18 protein-coding genes are annotated in these 20,262 nt (G+C 73.3%); 11 read left to right on the top strand and 7 right to left on the bottom strand.

Going from position 1 to position 20,262, the window contains the following annotated elements; translation table 11 throughout:
• The first annotated feature begins 315 nt into the window (after positions 1–315).
• Positions 316–639: a hypothetical protein gene (locus tag ACFV4F_RS14795; RefSeq protein ID WP_380442117.1), complete on the top strand. Its 324-nt coding sequence runs from the start codon at positions 316–318 to the stop codon at positions 637–639.
• Here ACFV4F_RS14795 and ACFV4F_RS14790 read toward each other — a convergent pair.
• Positions 617–1,222 carry a TetR/AcrR family transcriptional regulator gene (locus ACFV4F_RS14790; RefSeq protein WP_380502528.1) on the bottom strand — a complete coding sequence of 202 codons (606 nt, stop codon included), beginning with the start codon at positions 1,220–1,222 and terminating at the stop codon, positions 617–619. The two genes, ACFV4F_RS14795 and ACFV4F_RS14790, sit on opposite strands and share 23 nt — an antisense overlap.
• A gap of 99 nt (positions 1,223–1,321) precedes the next feature.
• Between ACFV4F_RS14790 and ACFV4F_RS14785 the strand changes: the two genes are divergently transcribed.
• The gene (locus tag ACFV4F_RS14785; protein ID WP_380502525.1) at positions 1,322–2,506 is read left to right on the top strand and encodes a macrolide family glycosyltransferase; all 1,185 of its coding nucleotides are present in this window, start codon (positions 1,322–1,324) and stop codon (positions 2,504–2,506) included.
• Here the strand turns inward: ACFV4F_RS14785 and fdhD are convergent.
• Complete coding sequence (gene fdhD, locus ACFV4F_RS14780) at positions 2,496–3,341, bottom strand: formate dehydrogenase accessory sulfurtransferase FdhD (protein ID WP_380497240.1); 846 nt, start codon at positions 3,339–3,341, stop codon at positions 2,496–2,498. The genes ACFV4F_RS14785 and fdhD overlap by 11 nt on opposite strands.
• 161 nt (positions 3,342–3,502) lie before the next feature.
• Between fdhD and hutH the strand changes: the two genes are divergently transcribed.
• A complete protein-coding gene (gene hutH, locus ACFV4F_RS14775; RefSeq protein WP_380442109.1) occupies positions 3,503–5,086 on the top strand; it encodes a histidine ammonia-lyase in 1,584 nt (527 codons plus the stop codon).
• 29 nt (positions 5,087–5,115) lie between these two features.
• Here hutH and ACFV4F_RS14770 read toward each other — a convergent pair whose 3' ends face one another.
• Positions 5,116–5,529, bottom strand: coding sequence for a hypothetical protein (locus tag ACFV4F_RS14770; protein WP_380442107.1), 414 nt, complete (start codon positions 5,527–5,529; stop codon positions 5,116–5,118).
• 254 nt (positions 5,530–5,783) lie between these two features.
• Here ACFV4F_RS14770 and ACFV4F_RS14765 point away from each other — a divergent pair, with 254 nt between their 5' ends.
• Complete coding sequence (locus ACFV4F_RS14765; RefSeq protein WP_380502522.1) at positions 5,784–6,653, top strand: MurR/RpiR family transcriptional regulator; 870 nt, start codon at positions 5,784–5,786, stop codon at positions 6,651–6,653.
• A 102-nt stretch (positions 6,654–6,755) separates the two neighbouring features.
• Positions 6,756–7,079 carry a hypothetical protein gene (locus ACFV4F_RS14760; protein WP_380442103.1) on the top strand — a complete coding sequence of 108 codons (324 nt, stop codon included), beginning with the start codon at positions 6,756–6,758 and terminating at the stop codon, positions 7,077–7,079.
• A gap of 5 nt (positions 7,080–7,084) precedes the next feature.
• On the opposite strand, the gene ACFV4F_RS14755 is transcribed toward ACFV4F_RS14760, so the two are convergent.
• The gene (locus ACFV4F_RS14755) at positions 7,085–7,657 is read right to left on the bottom strand and encodes a Uma2 family endonuclease (RefSeq protein ID WP_380502519.1); all 573 of its coding nucleotides are present in this window, start codon (positions 7,655–7,657) and stop codon (positions 7,085–7,087) included.
• 179 nt (positions 7,658–7,836) lie between these two features.
• Between ACFV4F_RS14755 and hutU the strand changes: the two genes are divergently transcribed.
• Genes hutU through hutI form a run of 4 tightly spaced genes read left to right on the top strand, consistent with a single transcriptional unit; the run spans position 7,837 to position 13,268 of the window.
• Positions 7,837–9,507 (top strand): urocanate hydratase, encoded by a 1,671-nt coding sequence (hutU, locus tag ACFV4F_RS14750; RefSeq protein ID WP_380442099.1) that lies wholly within the window; start codon positions 7,837–7,839, stop codon positions 9,505–9,507.
• A gap of 17 nt (positions 9,508–9,524) precedes the next feature.
• Entirely contained in the window at positions 9,525–10,706 is a 1,182-nt protein-coding gene (locus tag ACFV4F_RS14745) for an allantoate amidohydrolase (protein ID WP_380497280.1), read from the top strand.
• Positions 10,697–12,058, top strand: a complete 1,362-nt coding sequence (locus tag ACFV4F_RS14740) for a formimidoylglutamate deiminase (protein WP_380497242.1) — start codon at positions 10,697–10,699, stop codon at positions 12,056–12,058. Before ACFV4F_RS14745 ends, ACFV4F_RS14740 begins: the two co-directional genes overlap by 10 nt.
• A gap of 34 nt (positions 12,059–12,092) precedes the next feature.
• Positions 12,093–13,268: an imidazolonepropionase gene (gene hutI, locus ACFV4F_RS14735; RefSeq protein WP_380442095.1), complete on the top strand. Its 1,176-nt coding sequence runs from the start codon at positions 12,093–12,095 to the stop codon at positions 13,266–13,268.
• A gap of 60 nt (positions 13,269–13,328) precedes the next feature.
• Here hutI and ACFV4F_RS14730 read toward each other — a convergent pair whose 3' ends face one another.
• Both ACFV4F_RS14730 and ACFV4F_RS14725 read right to left on the bottom strand, forming a co-directional pair.
• On the bottom strand, positions 13,329–15,413 hold the full coding sequence (locus tag ACFV4F_RS14730; RefSeq protein ID WP_380442093.1) for a prolyl oligopeptidase family serine peptidase: 2,085 nt from the start codon (positions 15,411–15,413) through the stop codon (positions 13,329–13,331).
• 79 nt (positions 15,414–15,492) lie between these two features.
• Complete coding sequence (locus ACFV4F_RS14725; protein WP_380442091.1) at positions 15,493–17,001, bottom strand: peptide MFS transporter; 1,509 nt, start codon at positions 16,999–17,001, stop codon at positions 15,493–15,495.
• Between the two features lie 329 nt (positions 17,002–17,330).
• Between ACFV4F_RS14725 and ACFV4F_RS14720 the strand changes: the two genes are divergently transcribed.
• On the top strand, positions 17,331–18,005 hold the full coding sequence (locus ACFV4F_RS14720; RefSeq protein ID WP_030290974.1) for a response regulator transcription factor: 675 nt from the start codon (positions 17,331–17,333) through the stop codon (positions 18,003–18,005).
• 64 nt (positions 18,006–18,069) lie between these two features.
• A complete protein-coding gene (locus ACFV4F_RS14715; RefSeq protein ID WP_380442121.1) occupies positions 18,070–19,314 on the top strand; it encodes an ATP-binding protein in 1,245 nt (414 codons plus the stop codon).
• Between the two features lie 32 nt (positions 19,315–19,346).
• Here the strand turns inward: ACFV4F_RS14715 and ACFV4F_RS14710 are convergent, their stop codons facing one another.
• On the bottom strand, positions 19,347–20,042 hold the full coding sequence (locus tag ACFV4F_RS14710; RefSeq protein WP_380442089.1) for an ester cyclase: 696 nt from the start codon (positions 20,040–20,042) through the stop codon (positions 19,347–19,349).
• Positions 20,043–20,262: the final 220 nt, after the last annotated feature.

Genomic DNA, 20,262 nt, shown 5'->3' with positions numbered 1-20,262 from the left:
GATGATTTTCCGACTGCCGACCCTGTGGGTGGGGTGTTCTCACCGTTGGCAGTCTGAAAATCACCCGTCACGCCCCTCTCCGCGGCCACCCCCTCCGCCACCCCCTCCCGCAGCGCTCCCTCTCGCCTGTGGGGGGAGGGGGAAGGGGGGTGGTTGGGGTGGGTGCGCTGGTGCGGGGGCCTCGCATGTGTCGGTTTCGTGACTGGCCCGTCCTGGGTCCGTTCCGGTTGGTGGACGGGGGGTGTCCCGGGGGTGTGGCGCGGTGCCATCGTGGGCCGGAGGCCGGTGGGCGGCGAGGACGGGGGAAGCGGGGCCGTGGGCAGACGCTTGGTGGGTGCGGCGGTGGCCGGGGTGGTCGCGTTCGGGGGTGCCGTGGCGGTGGCCGGGCCCGCGGAGGCGGTGCCGGTGGTGCGGACGGCGGCTGTGGTGTCCGGGGACCGGGCGCCCGTCCCGGCGCGTGCCTCCGTCGGGGGGCACCACGTCACCGACGTGGCGGTCACCCGTCACAAGTCCAAGCGCAGGAACCGGGGTTTCGTCTCCCGGACGGTCGGCCGGAGCTTCGGCTTCGTCTGGGTGCTGCTGTTCGTCGTCCTGCTGGTCGTGATCCTGGTCCTGGTCAGTCGCCGCGGCCGGCGCTGAGCGCCCGCAGCACGGCTTCGACCAGCTGGTCGGCGTGGTCGTGGGTGAGCGGGCCGAGGCGGAACATCCAGCGGTAGTGGAGCGGGCCGTAGAACAGTTCCACGGCGAGGTCGAGGTCCGTGTCGGGGGCGATCTGGCCGGCCTCGCGGGCGCTGCGGAAGCGTCGGCGGGTGACCTCCAGGAGGGGGTCCAGCAGGCGGGTGCGGTACTCGCCGTGCAGCGCCGGGTCGGTGACGATCTCGGCGATCAGGACGCGGGCGGTCGGGTCGAAGGCCGGGTCCGTGAGCTGGTCCGAGGACGGGCGCAGCACGGCCCGCAGGTCGGCCCGCAGGTTGCCGGTGTCGGGGAGTTCGATGCCGCCCTCGTGCTCGCTGTCGGCGAGGAACGCGTCGAAGACGACCGCGCCCTTCGACGGCCACCAGCGGTAGATGGTCTGCTTCCCGACGCCGGCCCGGGCGGCGATCGCCTCGATGGTCAGCTTGCCGTAGCCGACCTCGGCGACGAGTTCGGAGGCGGCGGCGAGCACGGCGGCGCGGGAGCGCTCGCTGCGTCGCGCGGGGTCGGGGGCGGGTCTGGCGGTCATGCCGGAAATTCTATGCGGAACGGCAAGACGAGACGTATCGTCTTGTCGTGGCGAGACGATACGTCTCGTCTCTGTCGTTGACTTCGGAGGTGTCTTCCCATGACCGCGCACATCCTCATGGCGTCCGTGCCGGCCCACGGGCACGTCAATCCCAGCCTGGCGGTGATCTCCGGGCTGGTCGCCCGGGGGCACCGGGTCAGCTACGTCAACGATCCGTCGTTCCGCGAGGTCGTCGAGTCGACGGGTGCGCGGTTCGTCCCGTATCCGACGAAGCTGCCGCTCGCCGATGATCCGGAGGGGTGGGTGGAGGACCCGGTGGCGATCCAGGAGCTGTTCCTCGACGACGCCCTCGCGATGCACGCGGTTCTGCTGGACGTCTTCGCGGACGACGTGCCCGACCTGGTGCTCTGCGACATCGCGGGCTTCGCCGGGCGCGCGTTCGGCGAGCGGCTGGGCGTGCCGGTGGTGCAGCTGTCGCCCTCGATGGTCGACTGGGAGGGCTTCGAGGAGGATCTGGCCGAGGCGTTGGCGGCCGTCCGTGAGGGTGCCGGCGGCGCCGAGCACTACCGGCGGTTCGCCGGCTGGCTCGCCGAGGCCGGTGCGGTGGAGCGCGACGTGGACGCCTTCAAGAACCGCCCGTCGCGGGCCGTCGCGCTCATCCCCCGTGCGATGCAGCCCAACGCGGACCGGGTCGACGAGCAGCGGGTCTCGTTCGTCGGGCCCTGTTTCGGCGACCGCGCCCACCAGGGCGAGTGGCACCGGCCGGAGGGGGCGGAGAAGGTGCTGCTGGTCTCGCTCGGTTCGGCGTTCACGCACCGGCCGGCGTTCTACCGGGCCTGCGTCGAGGCCTTCGGCGACCTGCCGGGCTGGCACACCGTGCTCCAGGTCGGCGCCCACACCGACCTGGCCGAGCTGGGCGAGGTGCCCGCCACCGTCGAGGTGCACCGCTGGGTGCCGCAGCTGTCGGTGCTCTCGCAGGCGGACGCCTTCGTGACCCACGCGGGCATGGGCGGCTCCAGCGAGGGGCTGTTCCACGGGGTGCCGATGATCGCGGTGCCGCAGGCGGCCGACCAGTTCGGCAACGCGGACGCGCTGGTGGGGCTCGGTGTCGCCCGCCGGATCGACACCGAGGAGGCCACCGCGGAGGCGCTGCGCGGTGCGTTGCTGGAGCTCGTCGGGGATCCGGCGGTGGCCGAGCGGCTGGCGGTGCTCGCGGCTGCCGGACGGGCCGAGGGTGGCACCGCGCGGGCTGTCGATCTGATCGAGGCGGAGATCAGGGTGTGACGGCGGGGGAGGGCGCGGCGATCCGGTCGGGCCGGGTGTAGACGTTCGCGCCCTCCCCGCGCAGGAAGCCCACCAGGGTCAGGCCGAGTTCCTCGGCGAGGTCCACCGCGAGCGAGGACGGCGCCGAGACGGCCGCGAGCAGCGGGACGCCCGCCAGCGCGGCCTTCTGGGTCAGCTCGAACGAGGCCCGCCCGCTGACCAGCAGGACGTGCCCGGTCAGCGGCAGCCGGCCCTCGCGCAGGGCCCAGCCGACCACCTTGTCCACGGCGTTGTGCCGCCCGACGTCCTCACGGGCGCACAGCAGCTCGCCGGTCGCGGCGTCGAACAGGCCGGCGGCGTGCAGGCCGCCGGTGGAGTCGAAGGTGCGCTGGGCGGCGCGGAGCTTGTCGGGGAGGGCGTAGAGGGCGGACGGCTCGATGCTGAGCCGGTCCTCGGCGACCGGGTGCCGCACGTGGGTGCGGACGGCGTCGACGGTGTCCCGGCCGCACAGGCCGCAGGCGCTCGTGGTGAGCAGGTTGCGGTGCGCGGACAGCGGCAGGGTACGGGCGCCGCGCAGGGTGGCGTCGACGACGTTGTACGTGTTGGCGCCCTCGTCGTCGGTGCCCGCGCAGTACCGCAGGGCGGCGAGGTCCTCGGTGGCGTGCACCAGGCCCTCGCCGACCAGGAAGCCCGCCACCAGGTCGAAGTCCTGCCCGGGCGTGCGCATGGTGACGGTCAGCGGCTCGCCGCCGACCCGGATCTCCAGCGGCTCCTCCGCCGCCAGCGCGTCCGGCCGCACCCCGCGCTCGTCCCCCCGCAGCCGCACCACTCGCCGCCGCGCCGTCGCCCGCGTCATCGCCACCTCCGTACGTGTTCCTGCCCCACCAGCGTGCGGCATGGGGGAGGCGGATATCCACGGGGGGAGGGGGTCGGCGTGCGGTCGCGGGCGGGACGGCGGAAAATCCGAATGGCGAGCACCTGTTGTCATATCTTCATTCGCCTGATGTGATGGTGAATATGGATATGCACAGTGCTGCGGCCTCCGACTCGCCGCTCGTCCAGGTCGGCAAGGCCGACGTCAGCGCCGACGACGTGCTGGCCGTCGCCCGGGGCAACGCCCGGGTCGAGATCGGTCCGGACGCGCTCGCCGAGATGGCGGCCGCCCGGGCCCGCATCGATGCTCTCGCGGCCGAGCCGCGTCCCGTCTACGGCGTGTCCACCGGCTTCGGTGCGCTCGCCGTCCGGCACATCAGCCCCGAGCTGCGCGCCCAGCTGCAGCGCTCGCTGGTGCGCTCGCACGCGGCCGGGATGGGCCCGGCCGTCGAGCGCGAGGTGGTCCGGGCGCTGATGTTCCTGCGGATGAAGACGCTGGCCTCCGGCCGCACCGGCGTCCGTCCGCTGGTCGCCCAGACCATGGCCGCGCTGCTGAACGCGGGCATCACCCCCGTGGTGCGGGAGTTCGGCTCGCTCGGCTGCTCCGGCGACCTCGCGCCGCTCTCGCACTGCGCGCTGGTGCTCATGGGCGAGGGCGTGGCCACCGGTCCGGACGGCGTGGAGAAGCCCGCCGCCGAGCTGCTGGCCGCGGCCGGCATCGAGCCGGTGGAACTGCTGGAGAAGGAGGGCCTCGCCCTCATCAACGGCACCGACGGCATGCTCGGCATGCTCGTCATGGCCATCTCCGACCTGAGCCGTCTGTTCACCACCGCCGACATCACCGCCGCGATGAGCCTGGAGGCGCTGCTCGGCACCGACAAGGTGCTCGCCCCCGAGCTGCACGCCCCGATCCGCCCGCACCCGGGCCAGGCGCTGAGCGCGGCCAACATGCTCGCCGTCCTCAAGGGCTCGGGCCTCACCGGCCACCACCAGGACGACGCGCCGCGCGTCCAGGACGCCTACTCGATCCGCTGCGCCCCGCAGGTGGCCGGCGCGGGCCGCGACACCGTCGCGCACGCCCAGCTGGTCGCCTCGCGCGAGCTCGCCGCCTCGGTGGACAACCCGGTCGTGCTGCCCGACGGCCGGGTGGAGTCGAACGGCAACTTCCACGGCGCGCCGGTCGCGTACGTGCTGGACTTCCTCGCCATCGCGACCGCCGACCTCGGCTCGATCTCCGAGCGGCGCACCGACCGGCTGCTGGACAAGGCGCGTTCGCACGGCCTGCCGGCCTTCCTGGCCGACGACCCGGGCGTGGACTCCGGTCTGATGATCGCCCAGTACACCCAGGCGGCGCTGGTCAGCGAGAACAAGCGGCTCGCCGTCCCGGCCTCGGTCGACTCGATCCCGTCCTCCGCGATGCAGGAGGACCACGTGTCGATGGGCTGGTCCGCGGCCCGCAAGCTGCGCCAGGCGGTCGAGAACCTGGGCCGCATCCTCGCCGTCGAGCTCACCGCCGCCGCCCGCGCGCTGGAGATCCGCCAGCAGGCCGACTCGGCCGGCCGGATCGCCCCGGCCACCGCGGCCGCGGTGGCCGCCGCCCGCGAGGCGGGGGTCGGCGGCGCCGGCCGCGACCGCTTCCTCTCGCCGGACCTGGAGGCCGCCGCCGAACTGGTCGCCTCCGGCGCGCTGGTGCGGGCGGTCGAGCAGGTCACCGGCCCGCTGGCCTGATCCGTCGCCCGCGCGGAGCGGCCGGGGCGTCAGTCCCAGTCGCTCCGCGGGCGGCGGTCCTCGCGGTCCCGGCGGTCGGCGCGCGCGGCGGCGAAGTTGACGCCGACGATGCCGGCCCAGCAGGTGATCAGGCCGAGCAGCCCGCCGTTCTGGGCGTCGCCGGCGATCGCGGTGAGCGGGATGCCGAGCACCAGCGAGATCACGGCGAGCCGGGAGCCGGGTCGGCCGGCCGACCAGCCGGAGCGGCGCGGACGGTGGCGGTAGCCGGGCTCGTAGCCCTCGGACTGCTGGGGCGCGGGGCGTTCGGCCCGGGCGTCCATGCGGGCGTCCAGCCGCTTCAGGAACGAGTCGACCAGCTCCGACTCGTACTCCTTGCCGAGTTCCTTGCGGGCCTGCAGGGTGGCGTCGAGGTCGCGCCGCAGTTCGTCCTGGCGAGTGTCCATGGCCACCAGCGTGGGGGCTCGCCGGGGCCCGGTCCATCCGTTCGCGGGGGAATCCGGGCGGGCTCAGGGTCAAATCAGGGTTACCCCGAGCCCCGTGCCGGGCTCCCGGGGAGTAGGGTCCGCCGGTCGTCCGCCAGACTGTCCGCCCACCGGGACGTCTCAGCGGCCGTCCCGTCGTACGAGACGTCTTTGCCAGGCGCCGCGCGCTGCTGCACAGTCGTCGTCCGAACCGCTCGCACCCGGAGGTACCGCCGATGACCGCCACCGACGAGACCGGCACGGTCGGTCCCTCCGCGCGGCTGCTCCAGCTCTTCGAGGGGCACCGGCTGACGCCGACCCAGCGGCGGATCGCGCACTCGCTGGTCCGGCACGCCACCGAGGCGCCCTTCCTGTCCAGCGTCGAGGTCGCCGAGCTCGCCGGGGTGAGCCAGCCGTCCGTCACCCGCTTCGCGGTGGCCCTCGGCTACGACGGCTACCCGGCGCTGCGCCGGCAGCTGCGCGAGCTCGGGGCGGGCGAGGCGGCCACGCCCGAGGGCCCGCACGAGGCGGTGCGCAACGAGCACCAGCAGGCCGTGCTCGCCGAGATCGAGCACCTGCGCCACCTCGCCGACCTGCTCGCCGACCCCGAGCCGATCATCCGCGCCGCCCGGCTGCTCGCCGCCTCCCGCCCGCTGCCGGTGCTGGGCCTGCGGGCCGCGTCCGCGCAGGCGCGCGGCTTCGCGTACTTCGCGGCCAAGGTGCACCCGGACATCCGGCTGCTCGACGAGGGCGGCAGCATGCTCGCCGACCGGCTGGAGCAGGCCACCGCGGCCGGCGCGACGGCGCTGCTCTGCTTCGCGCTGCCGCGCTACCCGCGGGAGCTGATGGACGCCCTGGCGGTGGCCAGGGAGTGCGGTCTGACGGTGCTGACGGTGGCCGACAGCGCGTTCGCGCCGGTCGCCAAGCTGTCCGACCTGATGCTGCCGGCGGCCGTCGGCACCGGTCTGGTCTTCGACACCGCGTGTGCGCCGATGATGCTGGGCCGGGTGCTCCTGCAGAGCATGTGCGACGAGATCCCGGGCGCGGAGGCCAGGTTGGAGGCCATCGAGCAGTCGGCCGCGGCACGTGGCCTGTTCTTGGAGTAGACGCGGCCTGGAATAGACGCGACTTGGACTGGACAAAGCCGCGGCGTCGTGGGCGTGGCCGGCCGTGAACCGGGGCATCCCCTAGTGCAGGGGGTGCCGCCCATGCGCGTGATCCACGAGATGAAGTTCGTCGCCCGGCTGGCATCGGGTGCCGACGAATGGTCCTGCCCCACCTGCGGACGCCGGGTCACCCTGCGGCGCCTGCCCGAACCCGAACTGACCGTCCTCGACCCGGGCGACGAGTCCGCCGTGCACGTCGGCGTCATCGAACCGCACGCGCGGGCCGCCGCCGAGGCCGCCGAGAAGTACGGCCTCGGCCCCGTCCAGAGCATCCCCCGTCCGCCCGCCCCTGCCGCACCCGACGCCGCCGACCGCCGCTGGCTGGCCGAGATCGGCATCGACTGGGACGGCGACGCGGCGGCCTGAGGACCTCAGCGCCGTGGGGCGTAGAGCAGTAGGCCGGTGGTCTGCAGTTCGGCGGGCAGTGGGGCGGTGAGCGGAATGGGCTCACCGTACTTGCCGTGCAGCACGCCTTGGTACTCGCCGTCGCGGGGATGGGTGTACAGGGTCCAACTGCCGTTGCGGGGATCGAGGGCGAGCAGGAGCGCCACGCCGGCGGTCGCGTACCAGTCGGTCTTGGTGGCGACGCTCTTGACTCCCTCCGAGTTGGAGATCACTTCGACGGCGAGGACGACCTCGTGGGGCTCGGCCAGCCACTCGTCGTCCTCGTCCCACTCGACGGGGAGGACGATCAGGTCGGGGGTGACGTAATCCTCCTCATTGCCAGGCATGCAGATGGACGACACCTCATAGGAGCCGAGGTCGGCCGGCAGCTGGGGGTCCAGCTGGATGCGCAGCCGCCGGATCGTTCCCGCGTGCTTGCCGCGAGGAGTCGGGGACATCACCAGGGTTCCTCCGATGATCTGGACGCGAAGTCCCGTGCTCTGCTCGATCTCCTCCGCCACATCCCGGAGCCTTCCTGGCCGCACGGTGATCGCTGTCATCGTGTCCTCCGCTCTCGTCGCTGGGCCGAGTGGCTGGTGTTCGCCGGGTTCAGGCTAGCGCGCCAAGTCGGGCGGTGCTGTTGCTGATCGGATTGTTCAGGGGTCTGGTCGAACGTCGACTGTTTAGTTATATTCAACTGAACCAAGCCTGAATGAATCCATCCGCAGGAGGCCGGGACATGGTGCAGCAGCAGACGAGCGGGCCGCGCGAGGTACGCGCGGCGCGTGGCACGGGGCTCACGACGCAGGGCTGGCAGCAGGAGGCCGCCCTGCGGATGCTCATGAACAACCTCGACCCGGAGGTCGCCGAGCACCCGTCGAAGCTGGTGGTCTACGGCGGCACCGGCAAGGCCGCGCGCGACTGGCGCTCCTTCGACGCCATGGTGAAGACCCTCCAGGGCCTGAAGCAGGACGAGACCATGCTGGTCCAGTCCGGCCGCCCGGTCGGCGTCATGCAGACCCACGAGTGGGCGCCGCGCGTGCTGATCGCCAACTCCAACCTGGTCGGCGACTGGGCCAACTGGGAGGAGTTCCGCCGCCTGGAGAGCCTCGGGCTCACCATGTACGGCCAGATGACCGCCGGCTCGTGGATCTACATCGGCACCCAGGGCATCCTCCAGGGCACCTACGAGACCTTCGCGGCCGTCGCCAACAAGCGGTACGACGGCACGCTGGAGGGCACCATCACCCTCACCGCCGGCCTCGGCGGGATGGGCGGCGCCCAGCCGCTGGCCGTCACCATGAACGGCGGCGTCGCGATCTGCATCGACTGCGACCCGTCCCGCATCTCCCGCCGCATCGAGCACCGCTACCTGGACGTCGAGGCCAAGGACCTCGCCCACGCGCTGGAGCTCGCCACCGCCGCCCGCGACAAGAGGCAGCCGCTGTCCATCGGCGTGCTGGGCAACGCCGCCGAGCTCGTCCCGCAGCTGCTCGCGATGGACGCGCCGATCGACATCGTCACCGACCAGACCAGCGCCCACGACCCGCTGAGCTACCTGCCGGTCGGCGTCGCCTTCGACGACATGGCCACCTACGCGGCCGAGAAGCCCGCCGAGTTCACCCAGCGGGCCCGCGAGTCGATGGCCCGGCACGTCGAGGCCATGGTCGGCTTCCAGGACCGCGGCGCCGAGGTCTTCGACTACGGCAACTCGATCCGCGGCGAGGCCCAGCTGGCCGGCTACGACCGGGCGTTCGCCTTCCCCGGCTTCGTCCCCGCGTACATCCGCCCGCTGTTCTGCGAGGGCAAGGGCCCGTTCCGCTGGGCGGCGCTGTCCGGCGACCCGCAGGACATCCACAAGACCGACAAGGCCGTCCTCGACCTCTTCCCGGAGAACGAGTCGCTGGCCCGCTGGATCAAGATGGCCCAGGAGAAGGTGCACTTCCAGGGCCTCCCGGCGCGCATCTGCTGGCTCGGCTACGGCGAGCGCGACAAGGCCGGCGAGCGCTTCAACGACATGGTCGCCTCCGGCGAGCTGTCCGCGCCGATCGTCATCGGCCGTGACCACCTGGACTGCGGTTCGGTCGCCTCGCCGTACCGCGAGACCGAGGCGATGCTCGACGGCTCGGACGCGATCGCCGACTGGCCGCTGCTCAACGCCATGGTCAACGTCGCCTCAGGCGCGTCCTGGGTGTCCATCCACCACGGCGGCGGCGTCGGCATCGGCCGCTCGATCCACGCCGGCCAGGTCACCGTCGCCGACGGCACCCCGCTGGCCGGGGAGAAGATCCGCCGGGTGCTCACCAACGACCCGGGCATGGGCGTCATCCGGCACGTGGACGCCGGGTACGACCGCGCCGACGAGGTCGCCGCCGAGCGTGGCGTCCGCGTTCCCATGGGTGAGCTGTGACGAGTTCGTTCGAAGCGATGTGGGCGGAGCTGCTCCCCGTGGGCCGCTCCGCCGCCTCCGGCGGCTACCGCCGCTTCGCGTGGAACTCCGCCGACGCCGAGTGCCGGGCCTGGTTCGAGCAGCAGGCCCGCGACCGCGGCCTGACGTACGAGCTGGACCGCAACGGCAACCAGTGGGCCTGGCTGGGCGACCCGGCCGGGGACGGCGCCGTCGTCACCGGCTCGCACCTGGACTCCGTCCCCGACGGCGGGGCCTTCGACGGCCCGCTCGGCGTCGTCTCCTCCTTCGCCGCCCTGGACGAACTCCGGGCCCGGGGAGCCGAGTTCACGCGTCCGCTGGCGATCGTCAACTTCGGTGACGAGGAGGGCGCCCGGTTCGGCGTCGCCTGCATCGGCTCCCGGCTGACGGCCGGCCTGCTGGACCGCGACGCCGCGTACGCGCTGCGCGACGCCGACGGCGTCCGGCTGCCCGACGCGATGGAGCGGGCCGGCTACGACCCCACCGCGATCGGCGCGGACGACGGCCGGCTCGCCCGGATCGGCGCCTTCGTCGAGCTCCACGTCGAGCAGGGCCGCTACCTCGCCGAGGACCAGCCGGTCGGCGTGGCCGGGGCGATCTGGCCGCACGGCCGCTGGCGCTTCGACTTCCACGGCGAGGCCAACCACGCCGGCACCACCCGCATCGAGGACCGCCGCGACCCGATGCTCACCTACGCCAACACCGTGCTCTCCGCCCGGAAGAAGGCGCGGGAGGCGGGCGCCCTCGCCACCTTCGGCAAGGTCGCGGTCGAGCCCAACGGCACCAACGCGATCGCCTCCCTGGTCCGCGGCTGGCTCGACTCCAGGGCGGCCGACGAGCGCACCCTCACCGCGCTGGTCGCCGAGATCGAGCGGGCCGCCGCCGAGCGCGGCGGGCGCGACGGCGTCCGGGTCGAGCTCACCAGGGAGTCCTACACGCCGGTGGTGGAGTTCGACGGTCCGCTGCGCGACCGCCTCGGCAAGCTGCTGAACGCCCCGGTGCTGCCCACCGGCGCGGGACACGACGCCGGGATCCTGGCGTCCGCGATCCCGACCGCCATGCTGTTCGTGCGCAATCCGACCGGTGTCTCGCACTCCCCGGCCGAGCACGCCGAGACACCCGACTGCCTCGCCGGGGTCACCGCCCTGGCCGACGTACTGGAGGACCTGGCGTGTCAGTGACCGAACCGGTGGCCTACTGGGCGCAGTACGCCTGGCTGCCGCACGCCAACGGCCCGGTGGTCGAGCGGGACGTCCTGATCGCCACCGGCCCCGGCGGCCGGATCACCGCCGTGACGCCGGACAGCGGCCCGTGCCCGGCCGGCGCCGTCCGCCTCGTTGGGCTCCTCGTGCCCGGCCAGGCCAACGCCCACTCGCACGCCTTCCACCGGGCGCTGCGCGGCCACGTCCAGGTCGGCTCCGGGACGTTCTGGACCTGGCGCGACACCATGTACAGGTTCGCCGGGGCGCTCGACCCGGACCGCTACCTGGAGCTCGCCACCGCGGTCTACGCCGAGATGGCGCTCGCCGGGATCACCGCCGTCGGCGAGTTCCACTACCTGCACCACGCCCCCGGCGGCGCCCGCTACGACGACCCCAACGCGATGGGCGAGGCGCTGATCGAGGCCGCGGCCCGGGCCGGCATCCGGATCACCCTGCTCGACACCTGCTACCTGTCCTCGGGCTTCGGTGCCGAGCCGACCGGGCCGCAGCAGCGTTTCAGCGACGGCGACGCCGAGGCGTGGGCGGTCCGGGCGGACGCGCTCAAGCCGCGCGAGCACGCCCGGATCGGCGCCGCCATCCACTCGGTGCGGGCCGTGCCCGCCGGGCAGCTGGGCACCGTCGCGCGGTGGTCCGAGCTGCGCGGAGCCCCGCTGCACGTCCACCTGTCCGAGCAGACCGCCGAGAACGACGCCTGCCTCGCCGCGCACGGCGTCACCCCGACCCGGCTGCTCGCCGACCACGGCGCCCTCGGGCCGCGCACCTCGGCCGTCCACGCGACCCACCTCACCGACGAGGACGTCCGCCTCCTCGCCGACAGCTCCACCACGATCTGCATGTGCCCCACCACCGAGCGGGACCTCGCGGACGGCATCGGCCCGGCCCGCCGGCTCGCCTCGGCCGGGTGCCCGGTCACCCTCGGCAGCGACAGCCACGCCGTCATCGACCCGTTCGAGGAGGCGCGCGCCCTGGAGCTCGACGAACGGCTGCGGACGCGGACCCGCGGGCACTGGACGGCCAACGCGCTCCTGCGGGCCGGGACGGAGGACGGGCACGCCTCGCTCGGCTGGCCGGAGGCCGGCCGGATCGAGGCCGGGGCGCTCGCCGACTTCACCGTGCTCGCCCTCGACTCGGTGCGCACCGCCGGGCCGCCGCCCGCACTGGGCGCCGAGACCGCCGTCTTCGCGGCCTCGGCGGCGGACGTCCGGCATGTGGTGGTCGGCGGCCGGCACGTCGTCGCGGACGGCGTGCACCGGCTCGTCCCGGACGTCCCGGGCGCGCTGCGGGCCTCGATCGGCGCGCTGAGCTGCTGATCCGTTCCTACAACTCCGTTCGGAAGGCGTCGTCTTGAGCAACCCGACCACCCTGATCACCGGCATCGGCAGTCTGGTCACCAACGACCCCGGCCAGGGCGCCGGACCGCTCGGCCTGCTGACCGACGCGGCCGTGGTGCTGGACGGCGACACCGTCGCCTGGGTCGGCCCGGCCGCCGACGCGCCCGCCGCCGACGTGCGCTTCGACGCGGAGGGGCGGGCCCTGCTGCCCGGCTTCGTCGACTCGCACGCCCACCTGGTGTTCGCGGGCGACCGCACCGCCGAGTTCAACGCCCGGATGTCCGGCCAGTCCTACACCGCCGGCGGGATCCGGACCACGGTGGCGGCCACCAGGGCCGCGACCGACGCCGAACTCGACGCCAACCTGGCCCGGTTCGTCCGGGAGGCGCTGCGCCAGGGCACCACGACCATCGAGTGCAAGTCCGGGTACGGGCTGACGGTGGCCGACGAGGCCCGGGCGCTGCGGATCGCCGCCCGGTACACCCCGGAGACCACGTACCTGGGCGCGCACGTCGTCGCGCCCGAGTACGCGGACGACCCCGCGGCGTACGTCGACCTCGTCACCGGGGAGATGCTGGACGCCTGCGCCCCGCACGCCCGGTGGGTGGACGTGTTCTGCGAGAAGGGCGCGTTCGACGGGGACCAGGCGCGGGCGGTCCTCACCGCCGGCATCGAGCGCGGGCTGACGCCCCGGGTGCACGCCAACCAGCTGACGTACGGTCCCGGCGTGCAGCTCGCGGTCGAGCTGGGGGCGGCCTCGGCCGACCACTGCACCCACCTGACGGACGAGGACGTGGCCGCGCTGGCCGGCTCGGGGACGGTGGCGACGCTGCTGCCCGGGGCGGAGTTCTCGACCCGGGCGCAGTACCCGGACGCGCGGCGGCTGCTCGACGCGGGCGCGGTCGTGGCGCTGTCCACGGACTGCAACCCGGGCTCCAGCTTCACGAGTTCGATGGCGTTCTGCATCGCGGTCGCGGTGCGGGAGATGGGGATGACACCGGACGAGGCGGTCTGGGCGGCGACGGCCGGCGGGGCGCACGCGCTGCGCCGCGGCGACGTCGGCGTGGTCGAGGCCGGGGCGCGGGCGGACCTGCTGCTGCTGGACGCGCCGTCGCACGTGCACCTGGCCTACCGGCCGGGGGTGCCGCTGACGGCCGCGGTCTGGCGGTCGGGGGTCCGCGAGGTCTGAGCCTGCGAGAGCTGGAGGCCCCCACGTCCCCGGGGTGGCGGGCGCGGGGGCCCTCCGTTTTCACTTGAGGCCCAACGAGCGCCTCAGGAAGTCGAGTTCGTGCTGCAGCAGGTTCGCCGCCACGGTCTCGTCGGTGGGGGAGTGCGTCGTGTTGCTCAGCGGGAGCACCTCGTGGGGGCGGCCCGCGGCGAGCAGCGCGCTGGACAGGCGCAGGGTGTGGACGGGGAGGACGTTGTCGTCCGCGAGGCCCTGGATCAGCAGCAGCGGGCGGCGCAGCTTCGGGGCGTCGGCGATCAGCGACGCCGAGTCGTAGTGCCCGGGGTGCTCGTCCGGGTGGCCGAGGAAGCGCTCCTGCCAGTGGGTGGTGGAGAGCCGCTGGTCGGTGGGGGCGGCGCCGGCCGACGCCGCGTGGAAGACGTCCGGGCGGCGCAGGACGGCGAGCGCGGCCAGGAAGCCGCCGTAGGACCAGCCGCGGATGGCGACCCGGTCGAGGTCGAACACACCGGGGCGCAGCCGGGCGGCCTCGTGCAGGCCGTCGACCTGGTCGGTGAGGGCCGGTCCGGCCTTGTCGCCGTAGATCTCCTTGCTCCAGCGGGGCCCGCGGCCGGGTGTCCCGCGGCCGTCGACGGCGAGCACCGCGAAGCCCTGTTCGGCGAACCAGCGCGAGACGAGGTCCCACCACACGCCGCCGGTGCCGACCTTCCGGGTGGCCGGCCCGCCGTACGGGTCGACGAGGACGGGCAGCGGGCCGTCCTCGGGGCGGTACCCGGTGGGCAGGTAGAGCGCGGCGCGCATCTCGCGCGGGCCGAGGCGCAGCAGTTCGGGTGCGGCGGTGAGCACGGGCGGCTCGGCGCGCGAGGTGAGCTCCACGGCCGCGCGCCCCTCGCGCAGGACGGTGGTGCGTCCGGCGGGGTGGCCCTCGCGGCGGGTGGTGACGACCAGCGTGCCGCCCCGGCGGACGCCGGTGTGCTGGCCCGGGCCCTCGCTGAGCCGGCGGACGCCGGCGCCCGGTTCGTAGCTCCAGAGGTGGGTCTCGGTGGGCTCGTCGACGGCGGTGAACAGGACCCGCTCGCCCTCCGTCCCGAGCACCTCCCACAGCTGGAGCCCGGGCGGGGTGACGGGCTCGCCGTCCACCGTGAGGTGCTGGGTGTCGCCGTGGGCGGCGGTGTGGACGAGGGCGCCGGAGGCGGTGCGCAGGGGCAGCCCGGGGACGAGCTCGACCCAGTGGTCGTCGCGCTGCTCGTCGAGCACCCGGACGGCGCCGCCGGGCTCGATCGCGAGCGTGCGGACGGTGCGCTGGTCGCGGCTCTGGACGCAGGCGTACGGGCCGTGGGCGTCCCAGCCGGCGGCCGTGACGTACTCGAACGCGGCCCGGTCCCAGTGGACTCCGATCTGTGAGCCGTCGAGGCCGAGCAGCCACAGCGACACGTCGGCGTTGGCGGTGCCGGCGAGCGGGTAGCGGACGGCGCGCGGGGGCCGGGCCGGGTCGGCCGGGTCGGCGAGGTGCAGCCGGGCGACCTCGCGCTCGTCGACCCGGGTGACGAGCAGCGCGGTGCCGTCGGGGGACCACCAGTGGCCGCGGGAGCGGTACATCTCCTCGGTGGCGACGTGCTCGGCGATGCCGTACGTCACGTCCGCGGCCTCGGGCTCGGCGAGCGCGCGGTCGCCGGTGCCGTCGGCGGACACCACCCGCAGGGAGCCGCCGCCGGCGTAGGCGATCCGGCGGCCGGTCGGGTCGAGGCGCGGGTCGTACACCGCGGTGGCGGTGGGGACGGCGCGGACGGTGCCCGTGGCGGTGTCGGCGAGCCACAGGTGGCCGCCGAGCGCGAAGGCGGCGAGCCGGCCGGTGGCGTCGGTGGAGAAGGCGGTGATGCCGGAGGCGGCGATCCGGGCCCGCTCGCGCCGGATCCGCTCGGCCTCGGGGAGGTCGCCGTCGTCGTCGCCGAGCGCGGCCGGGTCGGCGACCAGCCGCTCCTCGCCGGTGGCGGTGTCGAGCGCCCAGAGGCGGTTGACGGGGTCGGCGCCGCCGCGGCTGCGGACGAACAGCACGGTGGCGCCGTCGGCGGTGATCACGGGGTGGGTGGGGGTGCCCAGCGCGAAGCGCCGGGTGCGGGCGAGTTGGCGGGGGAGCGCGTCTGTCGGCATGACGGGCACCATAGGCAGATCCCGCACCACTCGGTCGAGTGGTTTACGCGCTCGCGCAGGGGGCCGGACCGGGCGCGTGTCAGTGCACGTCGCCCATGAGCGCGTTGACCTTCTTGCGGTACATCGCGAGGGCGATGCCGGCGATGATCGCCATCACGCCCTGGACCGCGAAGTACCAGGTGCTGCCGACCACGCCGTCGCCCAGCACGAGCTGGAAGATCGCGGCGACGCAGTCGCCGGCGGTGACGGCGAGGAACCAGACGCCCATCATCTGGCTGGCGTACTTGGTCGGCGCCAGCTTGGTGGTGACGGACAGGCCGACGGGGGAGAGCGTGAGCTCACCGACGGTCTGGACCAGGTAGACCATGGCCAGCCACAGCGGGGTGACCTTGGTGTCGCCGTGGGCGGCGGCCATCGCCAGCATCATGACGATGAAGGACGCGCCGATCATCAGCAGACCGATGGCGAACTTCATGGTGGTGCTGGGGTTCTTCGACCGGCGGGCCAGGGCGACCCAGATCCAGGCGAAGACCGGCGCCAGCGCCATGATGTACAGCGGGTTGAGCGACTGGAACCACGTCGACGGGAAGTTGAAGCCGAGCAGCGTGGACGCGGTGTGCTTGTCCGCGAAGATGCTCAGCGTCGAACCGGACTGGTCGTAGATCATCCAGAACACGGCGGCGGCGACGAAGAACCAGATGTAGCCGCTCATCCGGGACTGCTCGGTGGCGTCGAGGTCCTTGTCGCGCTTCACCTTGGCGAAGACGAGCACCGGGATCAGGATGCCGGCGACCGACAGCGGCCAGAGCACCCAGTCGATGGTGAACGAGCCGCTCGCCACCAGGGCGCCGTAGATGACCACGGCGGCGGCCAGCCAGGCGCCGGCCTTCTTGAAGATCGACGCCTTCTCGGCCGGGGTGATCGGCGAGGTGACGATGTCGCTCTTCGGGCTCAGGTGGCGGGTGCCCAGCAGGAACTGGCCGAGGCCGAGCGCCATGCCGACGCCGGCCAGCGCGAAGCCCAGGTGCCAGCTGACGCTCTGGCCGATGGTGCCGATGACCAGCGGGGCCGCGAAGGCGCCGAGGTTGATGCCCATGTAGAAGACGGTGAAGCCACCGTCGCGACGCGGGTCGTTCGGGCCGTCGTAGAGGTGGCCGACCATCGTCGAGATGTTGGCCTTGAGCAGACCGGAGCCGATCGCGATGAAGGCCAGACCGGCGAAGAACGCGCCGCTGAACGGCACGGCCAGCAGGAAGTGGCCGATCATGATGATCGTGCCGCCGACCGCGACGGTCTTGCGAGCGCCGAGGAATCGGTCGGCGATCCAGCCGCCCGGGAGGGCCAGCAGGTAGACCATCGCCGTGTACACGCTGTACACGGCGGCGGCGACCGCCGTCTTCATGCCGAGGCCGCCCTCCGAAATGGAGGCGGTCATGTAGAGGACCAGCAGGGCACGCATGCCGTAGTAGCTGAAGCGTTCCCACATCTCGCTCATGAAGAGAGTCGCGAGACCTCGGGGGTGGCCGAGGAAGGTCTTGCCGCTGGGGGAGGCCGACGTGACGCCGGCGTCCTGGAGCGTAGACGCCATGTGTAGTGGTTCCTTGCCTGACAGCGTCCGCCTAGGGGGGTGGCGGCGGACGTGGACGGAACCACTGTACGTGGCGATATTTGGCGGTATCAGATGACAAAACGCTCGAATCAGGTATGGCAATGGCAAAGTCCGCAGCCGATCTTCCCGATCGATCCATGGTAGACGGGGATGTCTTCCTTCGGTTTCAAGATCCAAGGGCGGAATCTTCGCCGAACAGGCGGTCGGGAAGCGTCCGTTGAGCGGACGTGGGCCCTTATATAACGATCACGCTCTGTGAACTACTTCACAGGTCCATCGGGCAGGGTGCGGCGGACTACCATCACCACATGACCTGTGTGCTGCTCGCCGAGGACGATCCGGCGATCTCCGAACCGCTGGCCCGGGCCCTGCGCCGCGAGGGCTACGAGGTGCTCGTCCGCGAGGACGGCCCCACCGCGCTCGCCGCCGGCCTCACCGAGGAGGTCGACCTCGTCGTCCTCGACCTCGGCCTGCCCGAGATGGACGGCCTTGAGGTCTGCCGCCGGCTGCGCGCCGACGGCAAGAGCTGCCCCGTCCTGGTGCTCACCGCCCGCGCGGACGAGGTGGACACCGTCGTCGGCCTCGACGCCGGCGCCGACGACTACGTCACCAAGCCGTTCCGGCTGGCCGAACTGCTCGCCCGCGTCCGGGCCCTGCTCCGGCGCGGCAACGTCGACCAGCTCACCACCGGCGCGCACGGCGTGAAGATCGACATCGAGTCGCACCGCGCCTGGCTCGGCGAGGAGGAGCTGACGCTCTCCGCCAAGGAGTTCGAGCTGCTGCGCGTCCTCGTCCGGGACGCCGGCCGGGTCGTGACCCGCGAGGAGATCATGCGCCAGGTCTGGGACACCACCTGGTGGACCTCCACCAAGACCCTGGACATGCACATCTCCTGGCTGCGCAAGAAGCTCGGCGATGACGCCGCCAACCCGCGCTACATCGCCACCGTGCGCGGAGTGGGCTTCCGGTTCGAGAAGAATTAGCCCCCGTACGGAGAGCATGGCCGGAGCGCGGCCGATGAAGCGCAACACCTCGGGGAGCGGCAGCGTGAAACGCCGGATGATCAACTCGCTGCTGGGCGTCGTCCTGGTGGTGGTCGTGGTGTTCTGCGTGCCGCTCGCCCTGGTGGAGAAGCGGACCATCGTCAACTCGGCCCAGGAGCGGACGGACGCCGCCGCCGTCCGGGTGCTCGGGCTGGTGGAGAACCGCCTCGCGAACCACGAGCTGGTCAACGAGCGCTCCTTCGACAGCCAGGTCGCCGAGGGCAGCTACGTCGAGGTGCAGCTGCCCGGCCAGGCGGTGGTCTCGGTCGGCGTGCGCCCGCCCGGGGGCCACCTGCTGAAGGCCACCGAGTACGGCGTCAACGGCGAGAGCGTCACCGTCGAGCAGTCCCGCGAGGACGTCGACCACGAGATCGCCAACATGCTGCTGCTGCTCGGCGTCGTCGCCCTGCTCGCCGTCCAGGCCGCCGTCGCGCTCGCCGTCTGGCAGGCCAAGCGGCTCGCCCGGCCGCTCACCGACCTCGCCGAGACCGCCGAGCGCCTCGGCTCCGGCGACCCCCGCCCGCGCGACCGCCGCTACGGCGTGCCGGAGCTCGACCGGGTCGCCGAAGTGCTGGACGTCAGCGCCGAGCGGATCGCCCGCATGCTCACCGCCGAGCGCCGGCTCGCCGCCGACGCCTCGCACCAGCTGCGCACCCCGCTCACCGCGCTGTCCATGCGGCTGGAGGAGATCACCGCCCTCGCCGAGGACCCGGAGACCGTCAAGGAGGAGGCGACCATCGCCCTCCAGCAGGTCGAGCGGCTCACCGACGTCGTCCAGCGGCTGCTCACCACCCAGCGCGACCCGCGCAGCCCCACCGCCGTCGCCTTCGAGCTCGACGAGGTGATCAAGCAGCAGGTCGAGGAGTGGGGCCCGACCCTGCGCGAGAAGGGCCGGGTGCTCTCCCTGGAGGGCCTGCACGGCGTCATCGCCGTCGGCACCCCGGGCACGGTCGCCCAGGTGCTCGCCACCCTGATCGAGAACTCGCTGATGCACGGCGCCGGGACGATCACCCTGCGGGTCCGCCCCTCCGGCACCTCGGTCGTGGTCGAGGTGCAGGACCAGGGCGCCGGGGTGCCGCCGGAGCTGGGCAACCGGGTCTTCGAGCGCGCGGTCAGCGGCCGCAACTCCACCGGGATCGGCCTGGCCGTCGCCCGTGACCTCGCGGAGGCGGACGGCGGCCGGCTCGAACTGCTGTCGCTGCGGCCGCCGGTGTTCGCGATCTTCCTCGGCCGCAGTCACGAGGACTGAGAGGACCGGGGGACCGGGCGGCCCCGGGCGCCTCAGGCTCCCGGCATGACGCCGAGCTGGCGCATCAGGCCCATCACGTCCCACTGCCACCAGCCCTCGGCGATCCTGCCCTCCTTGCAGCGGAAGGTCGTCGTGCCGCGTCCGGTCACCGACTTCCCGGTGTTGGGCACGTCCCGGAAGGCGGCCTTCTGGGTGGCGTGCCAGGTCCACCGGGTCGCCACCTCGTCGCCCTCGGCGATCTGGCTCTCGATCTCGAAGCGGAAGTCGAAGGCGTCCAGGTAGCCGGCACAGCGCTCGCGGAACGCCGGGACGCCCTGGAGGTCGCCCTCGCTGCCGTAGTCGTGGTCGCGGTAGTCGGCGGCCATGCACTCGTCGATGACGTCGAGGTCGCCCGCGGCCAGCCCGTCCAGGACCCGGTTCGCGAGGGTCTTGTTGAACTGGGAGTCACGGACCACGTCGAGGTCGGTGAAGGTGGGCGGCGCGTCGCAGAGCGCCACCATCTCGCGGAAGATCCGGTCCGTCTCGGGGAGGTGGGAGTTGCGCATGGCCTCCTCGTAGGAGGGGAACTCCACGATCTCCACCACGTGCTTGGTGTCCGAGCGGTCGGTCGCGACCACCGCGTGGGAGGCGGTCCGCTTCCCCTTGGTGGACTCGGCCCAGCTGTCCATCAGCCGGTTGAGGTCGTCGAGCCTGTCGGTCTTGCAGTCGATGATCTGGACGAACGCCATGGCGAGCCTCCTGGAACCCCCTCGGCCTCGATCGTCCGCGCCGGCCGTGCTCGCCCTCGGTAACCACTGTCCTCTCGGGCGGGTGGGACCGGCAAGCGCAGGACGCGCGTCGGGGGGGGGGCGCGCGGGGGGGGGGGGGGCGCGCGCGCGGGGGGGGGGGGGGCGCGGCGCGGGGGCGGGGGGGCGGGGGGGCGGGGGCGGCCAGCGCCACCGCCGCGCG

It is taken from the genome of Kitasatospora sp. NPDC059722, assembly GCF_042733235.1.
Taxonomy (GTDB): Bacteria; Actinomycetota; Actinomycetes; order Streptomycetales; family Streptomycetaceae; genus Kitasatospora.
Note: the sequence above shows the minus strand (reverse complement) of the source record. Positions and strands in the feature narration are given on the sequence as shown.